Origin of the sequence: Luteibacter jiangsuensis, assembly GCF_030812295.1 — a bacterium.
GTDB classification, from domain to species: Bacteria; Pseudomonadota; Gammaproteobacteria; order Xanthomonadales; family Rhodanobacteraceae; genus Luteibacter; species Luteibacter jiangsuensis_A.
In genome coordinates this window covers 50,583-73,305 of sequence record NZ_JAUSSK010000006.1, presented here as the reverse complement: position 1 = coordinate 73,305, position 22,723 = coordinate 50,583, and the positions used below count along the sequence as shown (strand labels likewise).

22 protein-coding genes are annotated in these 22,723 nt (G+C 66.7%); 11 read left to right on the top strand and 11 right to left on the bottom strand.

Annotation, left to right across the window (positions count from 1 at the left end; genetic code table 11):
* Positions 1 to 200 precede the first annotated feature (200 nt).
* Complete coding sequence (locus tag J2T07_RS18895) at positions 201 to 3,113, top strand: autotransporter outer membrane beta-barrel domain-containing protein (RefSeq protein ID WP_306852349.1); 2,913 nt, start codon at positions 201 to 203, stop codon at positions 3,111 to 3,113.
* A gap of 53 nt (positions 3,114 to 3,166) precedes the next feature.
* On the opposite strand, the gene J2T07_RS18890 is transcribed toward J2T07_RS18895, so the two are convergent.
* Positions 3,167 to 4,045 carry an EamA family transporter gene (locus J2T07_RS18890; RefSeq protein WP_306852345.1) on the bottom strand — a complete coding sequence of 293 codons (879 nt, stop codon included), beginning with the start codon at positions 4,043 to 4,045 and terminating at the stop codon, positions 3,167 to 3,169.
* A gap of 117 nt (positions 4,046 to 4,162) precedes the next feature.
* On the opposite strand from J2T07_RS18890, the gene J2T07_RS18885 reads away from it, so the two are divergent.
* Positions 4,163 to 5,290, top strand: coding sequence for an aminotransferase class I/II-fold pyridoxal phosphate-dependent enzyme (locus tag J2T07_RS18885; protein WP_306852343.1), 1,128 nt, complete (start codon positions 4,163 to 4,165; stop codon positions 5,288 to 5,290).
* Positions 5,291 to 5,376: 86 nt separating this feature from the next.
* Here J2T07_RS18885 and J2T07_RS18880 read toward each other — a convergent pair whose 3' ends face one another.
* The 5 genes from J2T07_RS18880 to J2T07_RS18860 form a co-directional block, all read right to left on the bottom strand.
* Positions 5,377 to 5,892 carry a hypothetical protein gene (locus tag J2T07_RS18880; protein ID WP_306852339.1) on the bottom strand — a complete coding sequence of 172 codons (516 nt, stop codon included), beginning with the start codon at positions 5,890 to 5,892 and terminating at the stop codon, positions 5,377 to 5,379.
* Positions 5,893 to 5,953: 61 nt separating this feature from the next.
* The gene (locus J2T07_RS18875) at positions 5,954 to 6,727 is read right to left on the bottom strand and encodes a YdcF family protein (protein ID WP_306852336.1); all 774 of its coding nucleotides are present in this window, start codon (positions 6,725 to 6,727) and stop codon (positions 5,954 to 5,956) included.
* Between the two features lie 42 nt (positions 6,728 to 6,769).
* Complete coding sequence (locus tag J2T07_RS18870) at positions 6,770 to 7,114, bottom strand: response regulator transcription factor (RefSeq protein ID WP_306852332.1); 345 nt, start codon at positions 7,112 to 7,114, stop codon at positions 6,770 to 6,772.
* Between the two features lie 127 nt (positions 7,115 to 7,241).
* Complete coding sequence (locus J2T07_RS18865) at positions 7,242 to 7,880, bottom strand: response regulator transcription factor (protein WP_306852330.1); 639 nt, start codon at positions 7,878 to 7,880, stop codon at positions 7,242 to 7,244.
* Complete coding sequence (locus tag J2T07_RS18860) at positions 7,877 to 9,835, bottom strand: PAS domain-containing sensor histidine kinase (protein ID WP_306852328.1); 1,959 nt, start codon at positions 9,833 to 9,835, stop codon at positions 7,877 to 7,879. Before J2T07_RS18860 ends, J2T07_RS18865 begins: the two co-directional genes overlap by 4 nt.
* A gap of 235 nt (positions 9,836 to 10,070) precedes the next feature.
* Between J2T07_RS18860 and J2T07_RS18855 the strand changes: the two genes are divergently transcribed.
* On the top strand, positions 10,071 to 10,667 hold the full coding sequence (locus tag J2T07_RS18855) for a helix-turn-helix domain-containing protein (protein WP_306852326.1): 597 nt from the start codon (positions 10,071 to 10,073) through the stop codon (positions 10,665 to 10,667).
* Between the two features lie 3 nt (positions 10,668 to 10,670).
* Here the strand turns inward: J2T07_RS18855 and wrbA are convergent, their stop codons facing one another.
* Complete coding sequence (gene wrbA / locus J2T07_RS18850; RefSeq protein WP_306852324.1) at positions 10,671 to 11,270, bottom strand: NAD(P)H:quinone oxidoreductase; 600 nt, start codon at positions 11,268 to 11,270, stop codon at positions 10,671 to 10,673.
* A 104-nt stretch (positions 11,271 to 11,374) separates the two neighbouring features.
* Here wrbA and J2T07_RS18845 point away from each other — a divergent pair, with 104 nt between their 5' ends.
* The 5 genes from J2T07_RS18845 (at position 11,375) to J2T07_RS18825 (ending at position 14,281) form a co-directional block, all read left to right on the top strand.
* A complete protein-coding gene (locus J2T07_RS18845; protein ID WP_306852321.1) occupies positions 11,375 to 11,647 on the top strand; it encodes a hypothetical protein in 273 nt (90 codons plus the stop codon).
* A gap of 203 nt (positions 11,648 to 11,850) precedes the next feature.
* Complete coding sequence (locus J2T07_RS18840; RefSeq protein ID WP_306852319.1) at positions 11,851 to 12,765, top strand: hypothetical protein; 915 nt, start codon at positions 11,851 to 11,853, stop codon at positions 12,763 to 12,765.
* A gap of 17 nt (positions 12,766 to 12,782) precedes the next feature.
* On the top strand, positions 12,783 to 12,965 hold the full coding sequence (locus J2T07_RS18835; protein ID WP_306852317.1) for a hypothetical protein: 183 nt from the start codon (positions 12,783 to 12,785) through the stop codon (positions 12,963 to 12,965).
* A gap of 109 nt (positions 12,966 to 13,074) precedes the next feature.
* Positions 13,075 to 13,839, top strand: coding sequence for a helix-turn-helix domain-containing protein (locus tag J2T07_RS18830; protein ID WP_306852316.1), 765 nt, complete (start codon positions 13,075 to 13,077; stop codon positions 13,837 to 13,839).
* Position 13,840: 1 nt separating this feature from the next.
* A complete protein-coding gene (locus J2T07_RS18825) occupies positions 13,841 to 14,281 on the top strand; it encodes a MarR family winged helix-turn-helix transcriptional regulator (protein ID WP_306852314.1) in 441 nt (146 codons plus the stop codon).
* Here J2T07_RS18825 and J2T07_RS18820 read toward each other — a convergent pair.
* Entirely contained in the window at positions 14,278 to 14,907 is a 630-nt protein-coding gene (locus tag J2T07_RS18820; protein ID WP_306852312.1) for a homoserine/threonine efflux transporter, read from the bottom strand. The genes J2T07_RS18825 and J2T07_RS18820 overlap by 4 nt on opposite strands.
* A gap of 153 nt (positions 14,908 to 15,060) precedes the next feature.
* On the opposite strand from J2T07_RS18820, the gene J2T07_RS18815 reads away from it, so the two are divergent.
* Positions 15,061 to 16,365 carry a NupC/NupG family nucleoside CNT transporter gene (locus tag J2T07_RS18815; protein ID WP_306852308.1) on the top strand — a complete coding sequence of 435 codons (1,305 nt, stop codon included), beginning with the start codon at positions 15,061 to 15,063 and terminating at the stop codon, positions 16,363 to 16,365.
* A 235-nt stretch (positions 16,366 to 16,600) separates the two neighbouring features.
* Here J2T07_RS18815 and J2T07_RS18810 read toward each other — a convergent pair whose 3' ends face one another.
* Positions 16,601 to 19,234: a M1 family metallopeptidase gene (locus J2T07_RS18810; protein WP_306852305.1), complete on the bottom strand. Its 2,634-nt coding sequence runs from the start codon at positions 19,232 to 19,234 to the stop codon at positions 16,601 to 16,603.
* Between the two features lie 101 nt (positions 19,235 to 19,335).
* Positions 19,336 to 20,595, bottom strand: coding sequence for a tetratricopeptide repeat protein (locus J2T07_RS18805; RefSeq protein ID WP_306852302.1), 1,260 nt, complete (start codon positions 20,593 to 20,595; stop codon positions 19,336 to 19,338).
* Positions 20,596 to 20,817: 222 nt separating this feature from the next.
* Between J2T07_RS18805 and J2T07_RS18800 the strand changes: the two genes are divergently transcribed.
* Entirely contained in the window at positions 20,818 to 21,825 is a 1,008-nt protein-coding gene (locus J2T07_RS18800; RefSeq protein WP_306852298.1) for a zinc-binding alcohol dehydrogenase family protein, read from the top strand.
* Positions 21,826 to 21,921: 96 nt separating this feature from the next.
* Complete coding sequence (locus J2T07_RS18795; protein ID WP_306852295.1) at positions 21,922 to 22,275, top strand: response regulator; 354 nt, start codon at positions 21,922 to 21,924, stop codon at positions 22,273 to 22,275.
* 7 nt (positions 22,276 to 22,282) lie between these two features.
* On the opposite strand, the gene J2T07_RS18790 is transcribed toward J2T07_RS18795, so the two are convergent.
* Positions 22,283 to 22,675: a nuclear transport factor 2 family protein gene (locus J2T07_RS18790; RefSeq protein WP_306852293.1), complete on the bottom strand. Its 393-nt coding sequence runs from the start codon at positions 22,673 to 22,675 to the stop codon at positions 22,283 to 22,285.
* Positions 22,676 to 22,723 lie beyond the last annotated feature (48 nt).

Below are 22,723 nucleotides of genomic sequence, written 5' to 3'. Positions count from 1 at the left end.
GTGCGCACCCGTCCAAAGGACGGACCCGCCTAGGGTGCAACGGCTATTGTGAAGCGTGGATGTCCGGCGGCGCATCGCAGACGGCGTTCGCAGACATTTTCAGAATAATCGCGTTCCGCCACCTGAAGCCAGTCCCTACCCTGTCACCCGGAAGTTGCTGTTGGGCACCCCTGCCCAGCCGCCTGACAAGGAGCGACGCTTTGACCATACAACACCCCTCTCCCCGCCGATACCTCGCCGCCTTCGTGGCGGCGCTTTGCGCCCCGGCGGTCTCGGCCGAGCCCCCGCCATTCGTGGCCGACGGCACCTGGCTGGATATCGACGCCGGAACCTATGAAACCAGCGAACCATCACGCTATGGGGTACTGGCCACCAACGGTGGCAAGGCCGAGGGCAAGCACGTCATCCTGCGTACCCAGGGCGAATCCGCGTCGGCCATCCGCGTGACCGGCGCCTTCAGCGAAGTCACCCTCACCGGCGGCGAACTCACCACAAAGGGCGACCTCGCCCATGGCCTTTATGTCACGGGCACGCAAGGCACCGTCACCGCCCTTTATGGCGTCGACATCCGTACCGAGGGCGGCAGCGCCACAGGGGCCACTTTCGCGCTCGACGGTGCAGCCGGCCGCATCGAGGGTGGCAGCATCCATACGCTGGGCACCGTCGCCGCCGGCATCGTGGCCGAGGATGGCGGCCAGTTCCTGGTCGAGGGAACCAGCATACGCACCGAAGGGGACAACGCCGCCGGCTTGATTGCCCGCGACGGCAGCTCTTCGCTTTCCGCACGCCGCGCCCAGATCGAGACATCGGGCAGGGAAAGCCACGGCGTCCATACCCAGGACACCGCCACCGCCACCCTCGAAGATGTGCAGGTGACCACGAACGGGGAGTGGGCGAACGCGTTGAACGTCAACACCGGCAGCGGATTGTTCACCGTCACCCGCAGCAACCTCCTCACCCATGGCGAGCACTCCGCCGGTGTGAGCGTAGCCAATGGGGGGCCTCTCTCCTTGGCCGACACGCGCATTGAAACCACGGGTGATTTCGCCTCGGGCCTGGACAATCGTGGCGGTTCGGTCGCCGTCGGCAACGTCGATGTCGTTACAAACGGCCAGCAAAGCCATGGCCTGCTCGCGCAGGGAGGCGATCATCCGGGCCGCCTCCCACAGGTCGATGTCCGCGGCTCGCGCGTCGCCACGGCAGGCGCATCGGCATACGGCGTGTTCGCGACCCAGGGCGGTACCGTGCAACTGCGCAATGCATCGATCGTCACCTCGGGAGCCGGCGCACACGGCATCCATGCTTCCGGCGGTGACATTCGCAGCACGGACAGCACGGTCGAGGTGTCGGGCGCCGGCGCGTACGGCGCCATCGTGCAGGCAGGCGGCACGCTGCGCATGGATGGCGGCTCCCTGCACAGCCAGAACGGTGCAGCCCTGGGCCTCAACGATCCCGGCATCGTCCGCCTTGGCGGCGGCGCATCGCTGACCGGTGGAAACGGGGCGTTCGCGGAAGTGGACCCGGCCTCCACGCAGGCATTCACCGTGGTGCTGGACGACCGTGCCGTCGCCGTGGGGGCTATCCGTCTTTCGGACAATCCGGCGGTACCTACGCCCGACCAGACGAAGTTCTCGCTTTCCATCAAGAACGGCGCCGCCTGGTCCGGCGCCACATCGATCGTGCGCCATGTGTCCCTTGAAAGCGGGGGTACCTGGACCGTCACCGGCGACAGCCGCATCGGCAGCCTGCGCAACGACCATGGCGTCGTCGCCTTTGCACCCGGTACGCCGGGATCCTTCGGCACGCTCACCATCGCCGGCGACTACGAAGGCAACGATGGCCTCTTCCGGATGCGCGGCAGGCTTGGCGACGATCACTCCCTGGCCGACCTCGTGCATGTCACGGGCAACACCTCGGGAGGCAGCCTGATCGCCGTCGACGTGCTCGACGGCACCGGCGACCACACCCAGGACGGCATCCCCCTAGTCCGGGTCGACGGTCGCTCGGAAGGCAGCTTTCGGCTCGCTGGCCGCGCGGTCGCCGGAGCGCATGAGTATTTCCTCTACCAAGGCTCCCTGAGCCAACCCGACGACGGCGACTGGTACCTGCGATCGAGCGTGCGGGAGGTCATCGTCGACCCGCAGACACCTCCCGATCCGGGCGAATGGGTCGATCCTGGCGAGCCGCCTGCACCGGTGCTGCGTCCGGAAACAGGTACGTACCGGGCCAACCAGACGGCGGCGCTCGCCATGTTCCGGACGGGGCCTGGCGCGGGTGAAGACGAGGAAGACGAAGGCTCCCGCCGCAGTGCGTGGGCACGCTTCGAACGCCAGCACACCACGTTCGACCTGCGCGATCAGATCACCACGACCACCGCCACGAACGAACTCACCCTGGGCGCCGACCTGCTTCATGGTGACGGGGCAGCGGCATCGCACGTGGGCGTCATGGCCTCCGCAGGACACTCGGATACGCGTGGTCATTCCCTGCTCACACGCTATTCGGCCAAGGGCCGCGTGCGCGGTGCGGCCGCCGGTATCTACGCAGGAGTCCGGGCCAACAATGGCATGTATCTGCGCGGCTGGACCCAATACGCGCACTTCAGCCAGCGGGTGGAAGGCGACGCCTTGCAGAACGAGCGCTACGGTAGCGGCGCGCTCACGGCCAGTGTCGAAGTAGGTCACCGCTGGCGCACTACACTGGGCGCGGAATCCGACGCATACCTGGAACCCCAGGCGCAGCTGCTCGCCACCCGCATGCGGGGTGGCAAGCATACCGAAGCCAATGGAACCCGTGTCATCCCGGCTCATGCCAGCGGCCTTACCAGCCGTCTTGGCGCTCGTGCGGCGGCTCGCTGGAACACGCCGGGGGGGCACATCGCCTCACCCTACGTGGCCGCCAACTGGCTTCGCCGTCTCGGCAAGCTGGATGCCACGCAACTCGATGGTGAAACCTTCACAGGCGGCGTGCCGCGCAACAGCTATGCGCTGAAACTCGGCGTCGCCTTCCTGAGGCATAGCGGCTGGCGCGTGTGGGGCGACGTGGAAACCCGCTTCGGTGCGCGTCACTACCGGCGTGTCGCGGGGACGCTCGGGGTTCGCAAGTCCTGGTAACCGGTGGGCGGGCCGCAGCTGCGACCCGCCTGTCACACCGCATCCGGTCGATCTCAGCCAGCCACTTCCACCGAGGGGGTCGCGGCGCGCTTCGCCGTCACCGTGCTACCGATCGATGCCAGCACGATAAAGCCGATCGCCAGCCACTGCGACGACATGAGGTGCTCGCCCAGGAGCAACATCGCCAGCAAGGATGCAACGGCGGGTTCCAGGCTCACCATGATGCCGAAGGTCTCACTGGGCAGGCGCTTCAACGCCATCATCTCCAACGACATGGGAATGGCGCTGGAGATGACGGCCACACCGAGTCCGGCGGCCAGGATGCCGGGATTCAGCAGACTCGCTCCCGCATGCGCAATCCCATAGGGCACGACGACGAAACTGGCGGCAACGAGTCCCAGCGAGACCGAATGCCCCGCATGCAGGTGTCCTGCCTTCTTGCCGAAGACGATGTAGAGGGCCCAGCACACCGCGGCGGCCAGGGCCAACGTTACGCCCATGGGGTCGAGCGGGCTGTCGTGGCCAAGCGGCAACAACATGACGAGACCTGCGATCGCACAGGCAAGCCAGACGAAATCCACTGGCCGACGCGACGACCACATCGCCACCGCCAACGGGCCACTGAACTCGATCGCCACGGCGATCCCGAAGGGGATCGTGCGCAGGGCGAGGTAGAACAGCAGGTTCATCACGCCAAGGGTCAGCCCGTAACGGATCACCGATCCCGCGTCGCGGCGGCTCAACGGCCAGCGCCAGGGGCGCCATACGATCAGCAACACCAGTGCCGAAAAGCCGACGCGAAGCGCCGACGTGCCCTCGGCTCCGATGAGCGGAAACAGCTTCTTCGCAAACGACGTGCCGATGCACAACGACGTCACGGAGCCGAGCACGGCAAGCGCCGGCAGCCACAGGGTGGAACGCGTAGAGTTCATCGCGACACTGTATCCGCTGATCGCGCATTTCTATAGGGAGGGCGGCCCCATGTGGCACATGCATGGACATTATGTTTATATGAGACGTATTGTCTACAAGCAGGGCCACGCCCGATCATGACCACCCTTCCCGACTTCCGACTCGAAAGCTGGTTCTCGCGCTGGGAATTCGCCGCGCGCCACCACCTCACGGCGTCCGATGCACAGAGCATGAGCCTCGCCGAATTGCTCGCGCTGGCGGAACCCTCCGATCGCGAGGCCTTCGGGGTCTTGCACCTGGGCTATACGCAAACCTACGGCGCGCCTGCACTGCGTGAAGCCATCGCATCGACATACGAGCAACGCGACGCGGCGGACGTCCTCTGTTTCTCGGGTGCCGAGGAGGGCATCTATGTCGCCATGCGCGTGCTGCTCGAGCCCGGCGACCATGCCATCGTGGTCACGCCGAATTACCAGGCCGCCGAAACGATTCCGCTGTCGATTTGCGAGGTAACCGGCATCGCGCTGAATCCGGATGACCGGTGGTCCCTCGACATCGACGACGTGGCGGCGGCGATCCGACCGAATACCCGCGTCGTATCGATCAACTTTCCGCACAATCCCACCGGCAAGATCCTCGAGCGCGAGCGTTTCGACGCCCTCGTGGCCTTGTGCCGCAAACACGGCATCTGGCTCTTCAGCGACGAGGTGTACCACTCCCTCGGCCCTTCGGGGGCGGCACACCTGCCCCAAGCCGCCGATGTCTATGAAAAGGGACTATCGCTCGGTGTGATGTCCAAGGCCTATGGCCTGCCGGGGCTCCGCATCGGTTGGATCGCCTGCGCGGACCGCGCGCTGCTACAGCGAATGGAGCGCTACAAGCACTACCTGTCGATATGCAATGCCGGACCGTCGGAGGCATTGGCCTTGATCGCGTTGAAAGCGCGCTCGACGATCCTGGATGGACATCGCAAGCGCATCGACCGCAACCTCGCCACGCTGGACGGCTTCTTCGCACGTTGGCCCGACCGCTTCCAGTGGTATCGCCCCGATGGAGGTTGCATCGCCTATCCGCGATACCTGGGACCGGAGGGCGTCGAGGCATTCGCGACCGACCTCGTCGAACACGCCGGCGTGCTCTTGCTTCCCGCTTCCAACTACCGATCGGAGCTCACGGCCACCCCCACCGACCGTTTCCGCATCGGTTTCGGCCGCGCGGACTGCGCCGAGGCGATCGACGCTCTGGACCGATACCTGGAGAAATAACGGATTCTTCGTGGAAGTCGAGGGGCGGCTCGGCTTCGCCATCGCGGCTTTTGCGTCGAGGCACAGGGAGAACCGCCCAAATTCCGTCACTGACCGCCGCCGGCCTCGTCCTGGGTCATCAGGGCGTTGATCTGGGCCTTGTGCGCTTCGTAGAAAGCGACGTTCTGCTTGTTCACCTTGGACTGGTCGACGTACGCGGCCATCTGCGGGTTGTTCTTCGCTTCCGAGGCGATCGCCGCGTTGGTGACGGCCAGGTTCGCCAGCAGGAATTCACGCGGCGTGAAACCATACTTCTTGATGAGCGGCTCGATCCGCGGATCGGCAGCGGTCACCTGCGCGGCGAGGTCGTCGAGTGAATGGATCTTCGAGAAATCGGTCTTGGCATCCTTCGGCTTGATCCCTTGCTTCTTCGCATCCTGCGATACCTTCACTATACGGTTGAACACGTCGTCGTTGAGGTTGTAGTTCTGGATCGCCTGCTTGTCCGACGCGGGAATCGCGCTCGCGGGGTTCGCGGCCGGGGCGGCTTCTTGCGCAAAGGTGGCGGCCGGCGCGACGGAGGCGGCGGCCAGCAGGGCGGCGAGGATATAACGTGGCTTCACGGGCAACTCCTGGGTTGTCGGGTCCGTGCCGGACGGGTGGACCAGCATAAGGCGCCAATTGTTACGTATGCGTCGGCGCGGTCACGTTTTCTTCAGGAATCTTCGGCGCGTTCCAGCCCATCGCGTTGTAGAAGTGGTAGCGGGCCACGCCGATGTATTCGTGAAGGGCGAAGTCCGCGAACGAGAGGTTTTCCGAGGTGGGCAACCAGTCGTAACGGGCGGTGACGTAATCGCCCCTTACCGCTTCGCCACGGATGCCGAAGTGGGCGAAATAGAGCACCGCCCGCTTCAGGTGGACCGCCGAAGACACCAGCACCACCTTGTCCGCGCCGTAGGCCATCAGCAGTGGCTTGCTGAACTGGGCGTTCTGGAACGTATTCATGCTTCGCGCCTCGAGCACGAGGTCGGTGCGCGGCAGGCCAAGGCGTTCGAGGGTGATCGCGTAGACGTCGGCTTCGGCCTGGCGCAGCTTCATCGCGTCACCGCCACTCACTTCCACCTTGCAGTCCGCGCCGGTGGCCTTGCAGGAGCGGTAGAGCTCCGCCGCGCGCAGGATACGTCCATTGGCGTAGAGGCTCGGCTCGATGGCACCGGCCCCGCTGCGTACCGTACCGGCGCCCAGCAGGATGATCGCGTTGCGCTGGCCCCATTGCGCCACGTCGGGCGCGAAGCCCGCCTGGAGCCGGCCAAGCAACATCCCGGTCAAGGGACCGCAACCGGCGAAGAACAGCCATGCCAGCGAGAGGACCACGACGGCCGCGCCGCCACACGAGCGGCGCCGGACGAGCAGGACAAGGCCGATGGCCAGGAGGATGAGGAACAGGAGGAGGGTCATGGGGCCGGAGCGTAGCAAACCCGGATGGCGAAAAGCCTCCCGTTATCGGCTGAGTTCCAGGGCCCGTTCCAGGCAGGTCACCAGTTCATCGCCGCTGTACGGCTTGCCGATATAGCAGAAGGCGCCCTCTTTCATGGCGCGCTCGCGCACACCATCGTCGGGAAACCCGGTGACGAAGACGACGGGATAGGTGTGCCCGCGTTCGATGAGCCGCCGTTGCAGTTCGAGCCCGTCCATGCCGGGCATGTTCACGTCGGTGACGAGGCAATCGATGCCGCCGCCACCGTGGCGGAGAAACTCCTCGGCCGAGATGAAATCCCGTGCCTCGTGTCCCAGCGACCGAACCAGACTCACCGTTGCCGCGCGCACGGCCTCGTCATCATCCACGATCGCCACAATCCTGTTAGCGGCCAACCTCGATTCCTCGCCCGGCACCTGCCGGACCTGCCGACAATACAGTGCGCCGCAGGCCCCGGAATGGGAATCATACGGAAGTGTGCGGTGGAGCCTCGGGTCAGGAGCGAATGCCCAGCGCTTCCGCCTGCTTGACCAGCTCCGCAAGGGATTTCGCGCCCATTTTGCGCATGACATTGCCACGGTGGATCTTCACCGTGATCTCGGACAGGCCCAGCAGGCCGCCCACCTGCTTGTTCATCAGGCCGGCGGTGACGTGGCCCATCACCTCCCGTTCGCGCGGGGTCAGCGAGGCATGGGCCTGGCGCAGCGTGGCCAGCGCGTCGGCATCGCGCCGCGCGGTCGCGTCCCGCTCGATGGCATTGGCCACCGCGTCGAGCATGTCCTGGTCCCGGAACGGCTTGGCCAGGAAATCCAGCGCCCCCGCCTTCATCGCGCGGACGGACATGGGGATATCGCCGTGTCCGGTCATGAAGATGATCGGCAGGCGGTTGTCCAGCGACGCCAGCTGCGATTGGAAATCGAGGCCGCTGACCCCGGGCAGGCGCACGTCGAGCACGAGACAACCCGGCGCATCGGCGTGGTCGCGGGCGAGGAAATCGGCGGCACTGCCGAAGGTGGCCACGCTCAGTCCCACCGAGCGGAATAGCGAAGCAAGCGCCTCGCGCACGGAGGCATCGTCGTCCACGATGCACACGATCGGCGTCCGCGCGGCGTTGGTGATGGGTACCCGTGTCATGCCCGGAGCTCCTCGGCCACCGTGACCGGCAGCGTGAAATGGAAGGTCGCTCCCCCTTCCGGACGGTTGGTCGCCCACAGGCGGCCGCCGTGAGATTCGATCGTCGAGCGGCAAATGGCAAGACCCATTCCCATGCCGTCACCCCGCGTGGTGACGAAGGCATCGAACAGATGGGGTGCGATGTGTTCCGGAATGCCCGTGCCGCTGTCCTCGACTTCCACCAGCAGGCTGTTCGCCCCCTCGGGGCGTGCGCGTACCAGCAACCGCCGCTGGCCGCACACCGCCGACATGGCCCGGATCGCGTTGCCCATGAGGTTCACGACCACCTGTTGCAGCTGGACGCGGTCACCGCGCGGTGTGGGAGCGTCGCGGGCGATATCCACGCGCAGGACGATGCGATGCAGGGCGATCTCACCGTCGAGCAACTGCGCGCATTCCTCGATCAGGGCGGCGAGGTCGAACGGCACGTGCTGGCGAGGCTCCTTGCTGGCCAGGCTGCGCACGCGATGAACCACTTCGCTGGCCCGGCGGGCGTCGCGGACCACGCGCTCGATGGCATCGCAGGCTTCGCCCAGGTCCGGCTCGGGCCGGCGCAGCCAGCGCAGGGCGGCCTCGCCATGGGTGACGATCGCGGCCAGCGGCTGGTTCACCTCATGTGCGATGGAAGCGCTCATCTCGCCCAGGGCGGTGACCCGCGCCGCCTGGGCCAGCTCGGCCTGCACCGCGATCAGGGCACGTTCGGCGCGCTTGCGGTCGGTGATGTCCACGACGCTCACCAGCACACGGTCGTAACGGCTGGGGCCCAGGGGCATGTTCAAGCCGAACAGCACGGTGATCCGCTCGCCGCGCAGGTTCACCAGGTGGGTTTCGCCCTCGGCGATCCCTCCGCCCTGGATGATGGTGAGCAGCACCTGGGCGAACGTGCGCTCGGAGGCCGGCAGGAAACGGCTGAGCGGCCCGATCAGGTCTTCCCGTCGCCGGGCCCCCAGCATGCGCACGGCGGCCTCGTTGACGTCGGTGACGCAGGTGAGCTCACAGGCTTCCGTGACGAACTCCGGGTGCGCCTCCAGATAGGCGGCCAGGTCGGTCACACCCTCCTCGCGCAGGGTGGCGACCCGCTCCATCACCCGGGAATAATCCTCTTCCCAGAACGAGAACCGGGCCGTTTCGAACATGCTGCGGTAACGGCGCTCGCTCTCGGCCGTGGCGGCGGCCGCGGCACGGCGCTCGGTCACGTCGGTGCCGGCCTCGAGGATGACCCTCGGCTTGCCCTGCTCGTCGCGCAACAGGGCGCAACGTGCCTCGACGATCACGATGCGGCCATCACGATGGCGCTGGATGACCTCGCCTTCCCACCGGCCGGTGCCGGACAGTTCGGCATCCGCGGCCTTGCGGTCGCCGGGGAAGGCCGTGCCGAGCAAGTCGTTCGCACGGCGTCCCAGGGCCTCATGGGCCGTCCAGCCGTAGAGCTGCTCGGCGCCGCCGTTCCACAACACGATGATGTCGTCCATGTCGCGGACGAAGATGGAATCGTGGGTCAGCTCGATCAGGCTCGCCTGCCCCGCGATGGTGATCATGCGGTCGCGGTTGCGTAGCGCCAGCACGGCGGTGATGGCGATCGCGCCAAGACTCACCGTACAGCGCATCATGGCCGCGTCGAATGCGATCCATCCGTGCCCGCGCAGATAGGCCACGGCAGTCAGCACCATGCAGCCCGCGGCGGCACCGACGATCGCACGACGGCTGCCACTGGCCGCCACCAGGAGCACCACCACCACATAGACCACCGCCACCGCGCTTTGCAGGGGGGTGAAGGTATCGACCAGGAAGACGCCGAGTGCCAGGAGCGCGCCAAAACCCATGAGCAGGCCAGCCACCAGTCGCCGCGGGCGGGCGGCGGGGGCATAGGCACGGCTTTGCAGGGGCGTGTATCGGGACATCGGGAGGCTGGACACGGTGTCTTGTAGGAAACGACCCGGATCGTCATGGATAAACGGCATATCAGTCTTGCACGCCGGTGATGGTTTTTGACCGTTACGGCACAGCTCTTACAAGAATTGCGACATGGCGCTCCTATCCTTTGGTATGGAACGCCCTGACCGTATGTAGAATTCATCCCACCCCGCATCGCGCATACGCTGCCTTCATGGGCAGTCCCGCCCATGAGCCGCCGCCGTGGAGCCGATGCAGATGCGATTCGAAACCAACGCTTACGCCGGGACGGGAGCCACACTGGCTTCCGAAGCCATGCATGGCATGGCGCCCTTCACCCTCCCCCCTGCCGATACCGAGGCCAGCGTCACCCGCCTCCTGGAGCAGGCCCTCACCGCCGCCGAGACCGACCTCGCCACCACCCGTGCCTGCGTCGCCCGCGTGGCCGCGCTGCTGGAACGTGAGCAGGTACCCGCCGCGGCAAAGGAACCGGTGGTAGCGCGCCGCCGTACCGGCGCAGGCCTGGCGCCATGGCAAGCCCGCCGCGTGGCCACCCATGTGGACGAGAACCTGGGACTCCCGATCACCATCGACCACCTGGCGACGATCGCGGGGCTGTCCAGCAGCTATTTCTGCCGGGCGTTCAAGGACACCTTCGGCGATCCGCCGCACGCGTACATCATGCGCCGCCGCGTGGAACGCGCGCAGACGCTGATGTTGCAGACCCGTGAACCGCTCAGCCAGATCGCCCTGGCCTGCGGCCTTTCCGACCAGGCGCACCTGTGCAACCTTTTCCGCCGCCTGGTGGGGCAAAGCCCCAGCCACTGGCGGCGCTCGCGCTGGCAGGAAGCCTGAGCCTCAGCCGAAGAGCTTCGTGGCGACCTCGGCGATGTGCCTGCCCTGGAAACGGGCACCGGCGAGTTCGTTTTCGCTGGGCTTGCGGGAACCGTCGCTGGCCGCGATGGTCGTAGCTCCGTAGGGGCTGCCACCGGTGACTTCGTCGAGTTTCAACTGGCCCTGGAAACTGTAAGGCAAGCCCACCGGGATCAGGCCCAGATGAAGCAGGTTCGTGATGATCGAGAACAGCGTCGTCTCCTGGCCGCCGTGCTGCGAGGCCGTCGAGGCGAAGGCACCACCCACCTTGCCGTTGAGCGCGCCGCGCATCCACAGCGCGCCGGTCTGGTCGAGGAAGTTGGCCATCTGCGAGGTCATCCGGCCGTAACGGGTACCGGTTCCGACGATGATCGCGTCGTAGTTCTCGAGTTCGTCCACCCGCGCTACCGGCGCGGCCTGATCGAGCTTGAAGCCGGACTTCTTCGCGACATCGTCGGGAACCAGTTCGGGAACGCGTTTGATGTCGACGCTGGCACCCGCTTCACGGGCACCCTCGGCGACGGCGTTGGCCATCGTTTCGATGTGACCATACGCCGAGTAGTAGAGAACGAGGACCTTGGCCATGAGCGGAATCTCCGTCGGGAAAGGATCAGGACAGGAAAGGTAGGCACGTTGCCGTCTATGCAACGTGTCGGCGCACCATCGCCGCCGTATAGAGGTTGAGCCGTATGCCGTACGCCCGGATCGTCGATATCCATTCCACCGTCGAAGGCGCCGCGCGCAAATCGCACGCCTGGCAAGTGCTGCGCGAGGCCGCCCGCGTCGAACCGGACGAGTCCGCCCGCATCGCCTGGTACCGCGACGACCCCATCGCCGGCCTTGGCCTGCTGACGGCCGAGTCGCTCGTGGCCGCGGGCCGCTACGAGGATGTCCTGGCATTCCTGCGCGGGGTGAAGACGGATCTCGGACTCGAACCGGCCCGGGGCTTCGGCAGCTTCTAGCTCACGATCGCCGACAGGGTCGGCTCCCACCAGGGCGGCTTCCACCAGCGGTTGGATGGCCTGGTGGGAGCCGACTCTGTCGGCGATCCCGCGGCAGCGGGCCAGGTCACGGCAAGCACACCATCTCCGCTGAAGCGGCTCCCACAGTGAAGTGGCCTCGGCCACGGTAAAGTCCGGACAGCCAGCAGCCCGGAACCCGCATCGTGTCGATCGAAGAAGCGATCACCCCCCAGCGCAACGAACGGCTCACCGCCGAGCGCGCCTACGAACTCTACTGGGCCGACCTGCTCGACCACGACGCCACGTTCACCTGTGTCGGCACCGGTTGTTCCGCACCGCTGATCTGCGCCTGCCTGGACAAGCCCGAGCAGAACCTGCGCATTCGCCCGTATTTTCGATCGCGCCGCCTGGAAGACCATGCGGAAAGCTGCGAGGTGGCGCACGGCCGTGGTGAACCAACCGCCGGCAAACAACCGGATGTCTTCGAAGCGGAAAGACCGGCCGATCATTTCCGGGCCACCACGGCGGCGGCGCAAGCGGACCCGGCGGCGGTACCCGCGCGTCGCGTGGCAACCGGCGCCGGCACCGGGTTGAAGCCGCGCCCCAGTCACTATTACCGCCTGTCCTCGCTGGTGCAGAAGTTCCTGGAGCACCGCCGGGACAAGGATCTGGCCGAGGCCACGGTCGACATCGGCGGCGAGACCGTCACCTATGAAGCCCTCTTTCGCAACATCTACCGGCAGAAGGCGACCGACCTGCTCGGTACCCGCGCCGTATGGTGGGGCACGGCGTCGCTGCGCGCCACGAAGGAAGGCGGCTATTACCTGCGCTTCTCGCGCCCCTTCCGCCACGACGATGGCGAACTGCGGCCGACGATCACCCTCACCGCAAAGGACATCGACGCCTATCCCGTGCGCAAGCTGCTGCGGGCAAGGCTCGACAAACTCATCGCGGAAGCGGACGGCTATTGCGTCGTCTTCGTCTGGGCGAAACCATGGATGCCGAAGGACGCGGAGAAGCCTTTCGTGCGGTTCTACGTGAACAACCTGGACCACATCGATGTGCGGGGGCCGGAGATCCTAGAGGAACTGAAGAACACCTCGCGGGTGGGCACCTGAGTCGGTAGCATGACGGCATGCCAGCCAAACGCCGCAAACGCCTGCGCCTGCCTTTCATCCGCCACCCGCGCGACGCATCGCATGACTACGACGATGCCAGTTACGACGGCGGCGCGTCCGGCGGGGCCTACCTGCGCCATGTGTTGATCGTGGTGCTCGTGCTCGCCGTGGTGGCCGCCATCGCGCGCTGGGTCCTCTGACACGCGGCCAAAAGGCCTAATTGCGCGACCTACCTCTTAAGGGTGTAGGCTGTATTCCTTGCATGCGCAATCCTTGGCTCGTCATCCGATACCTCGAGAGGATCGGCTCATGTACCGCGCCGAATCAGCCTGCACCACCCGCCACGTGGGTTTACCCACGGTCATCGTCGACCTCGCCCAACGATCCGCCGCCGTGGACCGTGGCGACCGGCAGCGGGGCGTCAACCTCATCGCCAACCTGCGCGGGCGCGCCCAGCTTACCGAGATCCTGCTCGACGACGCGGACGAAGCCGAGGACGACCTGCTCCTGATCTATCGCGCCGCCTATGCGGCCGATACCGAGGGAGCGGGTGCCATCCTGTTTCGCCGGCAGGCGGAAGGTGACGTATGCGCCCAGCACCCGCCTGCCGTGCGCACCCTGGCCCAGGTGCTGTTCGACAGCCTGCGTGCCGAGGCGCCCAACGTCCCCCTGCTCGCCCACGTCGCCCTTGCCCTGCGTGCCATCCTGACCTTCCGCCCCTCGCGGGAGGACACCACCCCTCGTGGAGGCCTTGCCACCTGGCAGGAACGCCGGGCCATCGCCTATATGGACGAGCGGCTGGACCAGTCCTTCCCGGTGTCCGCCGTGGCGGAGGCCTGCGGGCTGTCCGTCAACCACTTCTCGCGCGCGTTCCGTCGCAGCATCGGCAAGCCGCCCCACCGCTGGCTGCTCGACCGGCGCATCGAGCGCGCGTGCGAACTTCTCCGCGGCACGGACATGTCGCTGGCCGACATCGCGCTGGGTTGTGGCTTCGCCGAACAAAGTCATTTCACGCGGGTCTTCACCCGCACGATCGGCATGCCTCCCGGCGCTTGGCGTCGCGCGGCCGATTGACATGACCGGCGACGAGACGACGCCCTCGCCCCTGGGCCTGGGCCGTGACCTGATGCTGGCGGGATCGCGCCTGCGCGATGCCGTGCGCCGTCGTGCCCAACGCGAATTCGGGCTCACCGCCCTGCAGAGCGACATCCTGCTGGTGCTGGCCTCGCGCGGCAGCATGATCTCCACCGAACTGGCCAGCGCCTGCGGCGTCAATGCCAGCACGGTGACCCATGCCGTCGATGCGGGCGTGGAACGGGGCCTGGTGCTGCGCGTGCGCAACGAGGCAGACCGGCGGCTGGCCGACATCGCCCTCACTCCCGCCGGCAAGCGCATGGCCGAGCGCGTGCGGGCGCTCATCGCCGACCTCGCCCGCGCGGCTCTGGAGGGCGTGGACCAGCCGGGCCTGTTGGCTGAAAGCCTGGCCCAGGTGACACGCAACCTCGAGAAGGGCTAGATCGCCCGGCGGCCGAAGATCAGGTGCAGGCCGAACAGGGTGAAGATCGCCCCCGCCCCACCATCGATCCAACGGCTCGCACGCACGTAACCGCGACGCATCGCGGGCAAGGCGAAGATACCGGCCACGACGGCGAACCAGAGCAGGGTTTCCAGGGTGACCATGGCCCAGAGACCCCAGCGCGTCGTGGCGGACATGCCGTCCCCGACAAAGGCCGAGAAGATCGAGGCGAAGTAGATGGCGGCCTTGGGGTTGGCCAGGTTGGTGGCCAGCCCGCGCACCAGCGCGCGCCATGGGCTGGAGCCGCGCACGTCGACCACCGGTACCGCGGCGTCCGGTTTCGCCTTCCACGCCGACCTGAGCATCTGGAACCCCATCCAGCAAAGATAGGCACCGCCGGCGATGGCGATTCCCCGCTCCAGCCAGGCCAGCCGGTGCAGGAGGATCTGCAGGCCCAGGAGGGCCAGCGCCGCCCATACCGCCACGCCGAGCGCGATGCCGACCACGCCCGCGAAGGCCTCGCGCCGCGAACGGCTGGCGGCGAGCTGGGACACGAAGAAGAAGTCCGGGCCGGGCGTGATCAGGGCCACGATCTGGACCACGGCGATGGTGAGGAAGAGATTCATGCGTCGAGGGTAAGCCCGGAGAGGGGGCGCGCGAAAGACGCCAGCCCACCCCGATTCCGCAGCGTGCCTTGCCCCACAAGGCCACCTCCCGTAACCTCGCGTTTTTTAAAGTGGTCACGGGGCTGCCCCCGGCCTTCCAAGGGGTAAGTCACGATGCTGGGTCTGCTAGGCCACGTCCTTTTTGGCCTGTTCGGTTTGGCGGTGCTCGTCGGCATCGCGTTCTGCTTCTCCAACAACAAGCGCGTGGTCGACTGGAAGCTGGTCGCCACCGGCGTCGCCCTGCAGATCGCCTTCGCGGCGATCGTGCTCAAGGTGCCGCTGGGCCGTGACGTCTTCGACGCCATCGCCACCGGATTCGTGCGCCTGCTCGACTACGTCGACGTGGGTTCGCGCTTCATCTTCGGCAGCCTGCTCGACAGCAGCAAGTTCGGCGTGATCTTCGCGGTGAAGGTGCTGCCCACCATCGTCTTCTTCGCGGCGCTCACCGGCGTGCTCTACCACCTTGGCGTGATGCAGCAGATCGTGAAGGGCATGGCCTGGGTGATCACCAAGGTGATGCGCGTGTCCGGCGCGGAAACCACCAGTGTCTGCGCCAGCGTCTTCATCGGCCAGACCGAGGCACCGCTCACCATCAAGCCGTACATCGAGCGGATGACCCAGGCCGAGCTGATGACCGTGATGATCGGCGGCATGGCGCATATCGCCGGCTCCGTGATGGCGGCCTACGTGGCCATGCTCGGCGGCGACGACCCGGCGCAGCGCATGTTCTACGCGAAGCATCTGCTCACCGCGAGCGTCATGGCCGCCCCGGCCACCATGGTGCTGGCGAAGATCCTGGTCCCCGAGACGCAGGAGCCGCTCACCCGCGGCACGGTGAAGATCGACGTCGAGAAGACCACGGCAAACGTCATCGATGCCGCGGCCACGGGTGCGGGCGACGGCCTGAAGCTGGCCATGAACGTCGGCGCCATGCTGCTCGCGTTCATCGCGCTGATCGCCTTGATCAACGGCCCGGTGCAGTGGGTCGGCACCATCGGCGGTGAGCACAGCCTCAACGCATGGCTCTCCGCCAGCACCGGCCATCCGGTGGTGCTGAGCCTCGAGACCATCTTCGGCTGGGTCCTTTCGCCGGTGGCGTGGCTGATCGGCGTGCCCTGGAAGGACGCGACCCTCGTCGGCAGCTTCATCGGCCAGAAAGTGGTGATCAACGAGTTCGTGGCGTACGCGGACCTCGCCCGGCATCTGCCCGACCTGCTGCCGGAAAGCCGCCTGATCGCGACCTATGCGTTGTGCGGCTTCGCCAATTTCTCCTCGATCGCGATCCAGATCGGTGGCATCGGCGGCCTTGCGCCCAACCGTCGCGGCGATCTCGCCCGCCTCGGCCTGCGCGCCGTGCTGGGCGGCTCCATCGCCACCTTCATGACGGCGACCATCGCCGGCGTGCTCGAGCGCTTCTGAGCCAGCCGGGAGTCCTGCTGGAGATGACTCCCTGGTGGGGGAACCAGGCCAGGCAGGACCAGACTGAGTAGGACCAGACCGGGCAGGACCAGACCCTGTGGGAGCCGACCTTGTCGGCGATCCCGCGGCAGCGGGCCAGGTTGAGGCAAGCACCCATCGCCGCTGAAGCGGCTCCCACCAAAAAAAAAGCCCGCCGGTCTCGCGACCGGCGGGCCCATCACTCAAGCTGTGTCGATCAACCGTTCTTCTTCAGCCACGCGTCGATCGCCGGCAGGCGTTCCTTGCGGACCATGGCACGGTAGCGGATGTTCGCGATGCTGGTTTCCGCGTCGCGGCGCGAGGTCGGCGCGATGTACTTGTCGGCGAAGGCCTTGATCTTGTCGATCGTGGCCAGGTCGAGCGAGCCACCGGCGAGCATCGGGTAGTAACGCGCCGAGGACGTCGAGTCGACGAAATGATCGACCGTCTCCTTGTGCGCCACGGCGAAATCGAAGGCCAACTCCGGATGCGCGCGCGAGACCGCCGAGATCATGCCGGCGCTGTTGGTGGCACCGGGCTCGTCGGTGAGCGCGAGCTCGAGTGCGCGCTTGGCGAGTGCCTCGTCCTCCGTCGTGCCGAGCAAGGCGTACAGGCGATCCTTCACCAGCGGCGTCTTCTCCGCCTTGGCTTCCGCGTGCAGCTTGTCCCACGTGGCGGCGTCCGCATGCGCGGCGACCACGGCGAGGATCGACTTGCGCAACTCGGCCGGCATCGTGTTCGTCTCGTAGCGGCGGCGTGCCTCGGCGATGACCTTCGCGTCGCCCAGATGGGCCAGCGTACCGATGAGGTGCGCACGCAGCACCGCCACCGGCGCTTCCTCGCCCGGCTTCGCCTCCCAGCCCACCTGCTCGAACTTCGGCGCGAGGCGGGAGATCGCGTACTTGCGCAGCGCGGCCTGGCGCTTCACGTCACCCTGGTAGTAATCATCGAGCGTGGAGAAGTCGCTGGCGATGCCATCCCACAGCAGCGGCGTGGCATCCAGCGGCGCGGCCTTGATCAGGTCGAGCACGTCGGAAGCAGGCTGCAGGCCACCCATGCCGAGCGCCCAGACGTCGGCGGTGAGGCCGAGCTGGTCGATCGGATCGAGCTTGGCGAACGCGCCCTGCAACGACTTGATCTGCGCCGGCGCGTAGAGGGTGCGGTAGTAGCCGGTCTGGCCCGCGTTGACCAGGACCGGCGTGCAGCCGGCCACGGTGAGCGTGCCCGTACCGTCCGAAAGCAGCGTGGACGAGGGGGTGCCACCGACCGTCTTCGCGATCACCGGCACGTGCCACGCAAGCGCCTTCTTCTCCGGGCGGTCGCGGGTGAACTCGCCCTGCGTCAGCTTCAGCGTGGTGGAGCCGTTCGCGCACGACACCGATTCCACGCGTACCAACGGGATGCCCGGCTGCAACGTGAAGTCGTGGGCGATGGTGCTCACCGGCTTGCCCGCCGCCGCGTCGATTTCCTTCCAGAGATCGTCGGACACCGTGTTCGAGTACGCGTGCGCCTTGATGTACGCCTGCACGCCCTTCTGCCATGTATCCGCGCCCACATAGGCCTCGAGCATACGGATCACCGATTCGCCCTTGGAATAGGTGATCGAATCGAAGGCCTGGCTGGCCTGCTCCACCGTCGCCACGTGCTGCACCACCGGGTGGGTGGTGGCCACCGCGTCGCGCGACATCGCGGCTTCGCGGATGAACACTGCTTCGAGGTTGGTATGCCATTCCGGGTGCAGGCGCTCGGTGGTGCGCGAGGCCAGCCACGAGGCGAAGCCTTCGTTTAGCCAGAGATCGTCCCACCAGCGCATGGTCACCAGGTCGCCGAACCACTGGTGCGCCATTTCGTGGGCGGCGGTGTTGAACACTTCCTGCTTGTCGGACTGCGTGGAGATGGACGGATCGAGCAGCAGCGCGTACTCGAAGGTATAGATGGCGCCCCAGTTTTCCATCGCCGAGAAGAACTGGCTCGAACCCGGCGAGGCGATATTGTCGAGCTTGGGCAGCGGATACGGCACGCCGAAATACGCGTTGTATTCCTGCAGCACGGCCTTGCCCGAGTCGAGCGTGAATTGCGCCTGCGAGGTGAGCCCCTTCTGCGTGATGACGCCGATCTCGACGCCGTCGCTCTTCGTGGTGGCGCGATCGAATTCACCCAGGCCGAAGAACAACAGGTAGGTGGACATCTTCGGCGAAGGCTGGAACGAGACCTTGGTCAGGCCGTTACCCAGGTCCTTCTTCGACGCGGCGGGCATGTTGCTCACCGCCATCTGGTTGCTCGGCACCGTCGCCGAAAGCGTGAAGGTCGCCTTGTAGGCCGGCTCGTCCCACGAGGGAACGAAGCGGCGCGCATCGGAATTTTCGAACTGCGTGTACAGCGCGCGCTTCTTGCCGTCGGCCTTGGTGTCGTAGTCGATCGCGAACAGGCCATTGGCCTGCGTGCCGATCTTGCCGGTGTAGTCCATCGACAGCGTATAGCTGCCCGCGGGAACGGCATGGTCGAAGGTGAAGGTGACGGTCTGCGCATCCGCGTCGATCGCGACCTTGGGCGCCGTGAACTTCGCCTTGCCCTTCGCCGGGACGAGGGTCACGTGGGCGAAGGTCATGTCCACCGCGTTGAGCGTGATGGACGCGGTGGGCTCCAGCACGTCGATGCCGATGGCGACCTTGCCGTCGAAGGCGAGCTTGTCCGCATGCGGTACGACGGAAACGTCGTAATGCGTCGGGCGCACGCTCCGGGGCAGCTGGGTGGTGGCGAGCTGGCTGCTGTCGTCGACCGGGGCGGCGACGGCTACGGCGGATAGACCGGCGAGCGCGAAAGCGATCGCGCTGACGAGAGGAGTACGCATTCGGAGGCCCTTGGGTTCGATCGATCCCGCGATGGTCGTCCCGGCCCGGCGAGAAAGGAAGCGCCGGAAGTCACGCCCGCAGGATGTTGCGGCGCGGGAACCTACCAGACCCGCCACCAGGATCGCCGTTCCAGCTTGCGCAGCGCCTTCAGGTGCCCGCGAGCGGCCGCCTTGCGGAACCAGGCCCGGGCGATCGCCTGGTTGCGCGGTACCCCGTCGCCGCGCCCGTGCAGCACGCCCAGTTCGAACTGGGCATCGGCATGGCCGGCCCCGGCCGCGCAACGCAGCAGGCGCAGCACTTCCTCGATGTTTCGGGGAACGCCGCGGCCGGCATCGATCATCCGCGACAGCGCGTACTGGGCGGCCACATGCCCGCGCTCCGCCGCCAGTGCGAGCCAGCGGACGGCTTCGCGATCGTTGCGCGCCACGCCGTCGCCGGAAGCCAACCGCTGGCCGAGCAGGAATTGTCCCGCCGCGTCCTGGGGGCCGAGCTGGGCCAGCCGTTCCGGCGAAGGCGCCGCCACGGCATCCCCGTCGGCCGGAGCAGGTTCGGCATCCAGCGTGGCGAGGTGGCGGCGGGCTTCGCCGTCGCCTTGTTCGGCGGCGCGGCCGAGCCAATAGCGCGCCTGCTCGCGGTCCTCGGGTTGCGCGCTGGCGTCGAGGTACAGCTTGCCCAGGGTGAACTGCGCGATACCGCTGCCCAGTTCCGCCGCGCGCCGGTAGTGGTGCGCACCCATGGCCGGGTCGCGAGCCACGCCGATACCGTCGCAATACATGTGCGCGAGGCTGCACAGCGCGTCGCTATAGCCACGCGCACCTGGGGCGCCACGTTCCACGGCCCGGCTGTAGAAGGCGAAGGCGAGTTCGGCGTCCCGGGGGACGCCACGGCCGAAATAATGAGAGACGCCCAGGTTCACGCATGCCTGCACATGGCTCTGGTCCGCCGCGCGGCCCCACCAGCGCAGCGCCTCCCGGCGATCCAGGGCGACGCCGTGGCCGCGCGCGTAAAGCGTGCCCAGGGCACTCTGCGCATCGGCCGAGCCGGCTTCCGCCGCGCGCCGGTACCAGCCGGCCGCTTCGAACGGATCGCGCGGAACACCGAGGCCTTCCGCATAATGCGCGGCGAGGCGGCATTGGCTTTCGAGATGGCCTTGCTCCGCGGCGCGACGAAACCAGTGCGCCGCGCGCAGGCGGTCCTGGGCGACGTGGTCGCCCTCGGCAAACATCCGCGCCACCACGAACTGCGCCTGCGCATCGCCCAGCTGCGCTTCCCGCTCCATGCGGCCGAACTTCTGCAGGGCATCCATCTCGGCGACGAAACGACGGTCGCCGAGCACGCTGCCCGTTTTCCCCTCCGACATACCGTTCCCCCTGAAACGCTGTCGATCGTGGGGCGCATCATAGGGGCAGAAGTGGAACCTGGGTATCGGTCATTTTGGCGGGGTCCGCCAAGGGTGTCCGTGCCGCCGCAGGCCCTGAAGCAACCGATCTTCAACGCAACGATGAAACTGATGGCGCGGTTCATGGGTTTTTCACCCGGGCTGGAAGGAGGACGATGGCGCATTCCCAACGGAGAGCCCCCTGTGAAAGCGATCGTCTACACCCAGCACGGCCTGCCCATCGACGACCCGAATGCCCTGGTCGAGATGGAGTTGCCCCAACCCGTGCCTGGCCCGCGCGACCTCCTGGTCGCCGTCCGCGCGGTGTCCGTGAACCCGGTCGACACCAAGGTCAGGAACAATATGCCGACGGCGGCGCCACGCATCCTCGGTTTCGACGCCGTGGGCACCGTGGCCGCGATGGGCGCCGAGGTCACCCTGTTCAAGGAAGGCGACGAAGTGTTCTACGCCGGCTCCTTGCTTCGCCCGGGCAGCAACGCACCCTTCCAGGTCGTCGACGAACGCATCGTCGGCCGCAAGCCACGCAGCCTCGGCGACGCCGATGCGGCCGCCCTGCCGCTGACCGCGATCACCGCATGGGAGATGCTGTTCGATCGCCTGAAGATCGTCGAAGGTGGCAACCACGGCGAGTCGATCCTCATCATCGGCGCCGGTGGCGGCGTGGGTTCCATCCTCGTGCAACTGGCCCGCCGCCTGACCGGGCTCACGGTCATCGGCACCGCCTCGCGCGAGGAAACGGCGAACTGGGTGCGAGAACTCGGCGCGCATCACGTGATCGATCACGGCAAGCCGTTCGCCCCGCAACTGGAGGCGCTCGGCATCGGACAGGTCGACCACCTGGTGAGCCTCACCCACACCGACGCGTACTACGAGCAGATCGTCGACATCGTGAAGCCGCAAGGCCAGTTCGGACTCATCGACGATCCCGCGTCGCTCGATGCGACCAAGCTCAAGCGCAAGTCCATTTCGCTGCACTGGGAGTCGATGTTCACCCGTTCGACCTACCAGACGCCGGACATGGGCGAGCAACACGACCTGCTCGACCGCGTGGCGGAACTGGTCGATAGCGGCGTGTTGCGCACGACGCTCGGCGAGCACTTCGGCGCGATCACGGCGGAGAACCTTCGCCGCGCGCACAAGCTCATCGAAAGCCACAAGGCGAAAGGCAAGATCGTGCTCGAAGGCTTCTGAGCGAGCCAGACCTGGCGTCGCCGATCCTTGACACCGCATTCACGCCACGCGGAGCTATCTGCATCGCAGACAATCCTCCCCCGCAAGCGGAACGCCATGGCCACTGCACGTCCCCTCGTCGTCCTTCTCGTGGAGGACGACGATCTCATCCGCGAACTCACTGCGATGATCCTCGAAGGAGAGGGTCATCGCGTGCATACGGTACCCGATGGCGACACCGCCGAACGATGGTTGCAGACGGAAAAAGCCGATGTCCTGTTCACCGACCTGCGCATGCCGGGCTCGCTGTCCGGCCAGGACCTGGCCATGCGCCATGCGGACATGCCTGTCGTGGTGACCTCGGGGGAGATGAAGGAGCAGCACCCATGGCTTGGCCAGACCATGGCCTACCTGGCCAAGCCCTACGATCGCAAGGCCTTGCTGGCGGCGGTCGAACGCGTGGTGGCTTGAGTCCCGATCAGGCGTTGTCGATAACCTGGGCGATCTTCCCGCCTGCGAAGCGGAATGCCGACGTACCACGCATTTCGATGACGGTGCCCGCGCCGGGACCGTCGGGAATATCGTCGGCGATCTCGCCATGGAACTGGATGTCCGCGACCACCGTGTCGCCGGCTTCGCCAACCTCGCGCAGCTCGGTCACGAACTGCTGGCGCGAAGCGAACATGGTCGCACCCACCCGTGCCAGCTTCTCGAAATCCGCCTTGCCATCGGTCGCCACGCTCAACTCACCGCCGCTGTAGTGCTCGAAGCGCACGTCGTCGGACAGCGTGGCAAGCATGCCCTCGATATCGAAGCGGTTGTACGCGTCGAGGTAAGCCTCGATCAGCGCGATATGGGCAGGGTCGATCATGCAGGGCGGCTCCGGGGCGGGATAAGTGTCGCGTTCTGGCTGGATAGT